At 44.8% G+C, this 1121-nt stretch carries 2 protein-coding genes; both read right to left on the reverse strand.

The window, feature by feature from the left end; all coding sequences use genetic code 11:
- Positions 1 to 132 precede the first annotated feature (132 nt).
- Complete coding sequence (locus tag Q8M88_RS03180; protein ID WP_305594801.1) at positions 133 to 543, reverse strand: hypothetical protein; 411 nt, start codon at positions 541 to 543, stop codon at positions 133 to 135.
- Positions 544 to 570: 27 nt separating this feature from the next.
- Positions 571 to 1121: ABC transporter permease (locus Q8M88_RS03185; RefSeq protein WP_305594802.1), on the reverse strand; the 551-nt coding region annotated here is incomplete at its 5' end.

Genomic DNA, 1121 nt, shown 5'->3' on the forward strand with positions numbered 1-1121 from the left:
AAGTTTTCACTCAGAAAGCAAACGAACAGTCTGAGATCTACTCATTCGTATCCGAAAACCATGACAGGCTAGAAAGATTTGAACAGAATGGATCAGAGACTTAATATATGGAAAAAAGCTTCTAGATCACGTTTACAGAAAACTAGAAACCAGCGGAATTGGAACTTCGGGAGTATGTCTGTCTCGATGCGCAACAAGAGCCGCTTCGAGATATTTCTCATTCTTGGCGAGAATGCGACGATCCTTATGTGGTAGGTCGTCAATAATTGTTCCCTGTATTCCCTCGATAACGGCAACGAGATCGTCTCCTGAATGGGCATTAAAAATTTCTAAGGAATGAGCCAGAGTGAGAACCTGAAGCTGATCCTTTTCCAAAATATTATCCATTTCGATTAGAAGTCTTGAAAGAATGTCCTCAATACGATTGCTTAGAGTCTGCCGAATTTTCGTTGCTGCGTCATTCTTGTCTTTTCCACCTGTAAGAGCGCCCATCCCGAAGCGACCATTGCTTGCAAGTAGTGTTTGCAATCTGAACTGCACCATTATTTGCATTATCTTTGCACTTGCAAATCAATACAGCTCGACTGTTGCTTTCTGCCTTGCTCTTATTTCCAAGCTTTTCATAAGAAGAAGTGCTACTAGAAGCCAAAAGATTGCAACGAGAGTTTCGCTAGCAATTAAGACCCAATAGTCAGATACGCTCAAAGCATCACTCACGAGTTCACGCGCCGCCTGAATTGCATGCGTAAGCGGCGAACCCTGCGCGAGGGTGCGAACCCATTGTGGTAAGTCTGACGAAGCCACAGTTGCGCCAGTGATTACAAGCAGCACAAGTTGCGCAGCCGATGAGATCTGATAAATGTCTCGATAAATTAAACCGAATGCGCTCAGTACTAGTCCCAAAGCCGCACCGGCAAGACTTGCAACGAAGATTAGTAAAAGGTAGCCAAAAGATTCCACAAGGTTGAGTGGCCAGCCAACGACTAGAAAACCAAGTATAGAAGTAAACACTGACACACCTGAAGCAATTGCCACTCCAGGCAGTAATCTTCCAACGAAGACTGCGATTCGGGAAGCGGGGGAAAGTAAAAGGAAAGTCAAAGTGCCGAAGCGGCGTTCTT

This window comes from Phenylobacterium sp., from assembly GCF_030693805.1.
Taxonomy (GTDB): Bacteria; Pseudomonadota; Alphaproteobacteria; order Caulobacterales; family Caulobacteraceae; genus Phenylobacterium.

Excerpts from the sequence above, each read along its gene's own strand:
- Q8M88_RS03180 (WP_305594801.1), bottom strand. The coding sequence starts at position 543 with ATGGTGCAGTTCAGATTGCAAACACTACTTGCAAGCAATGGTCGCTTC.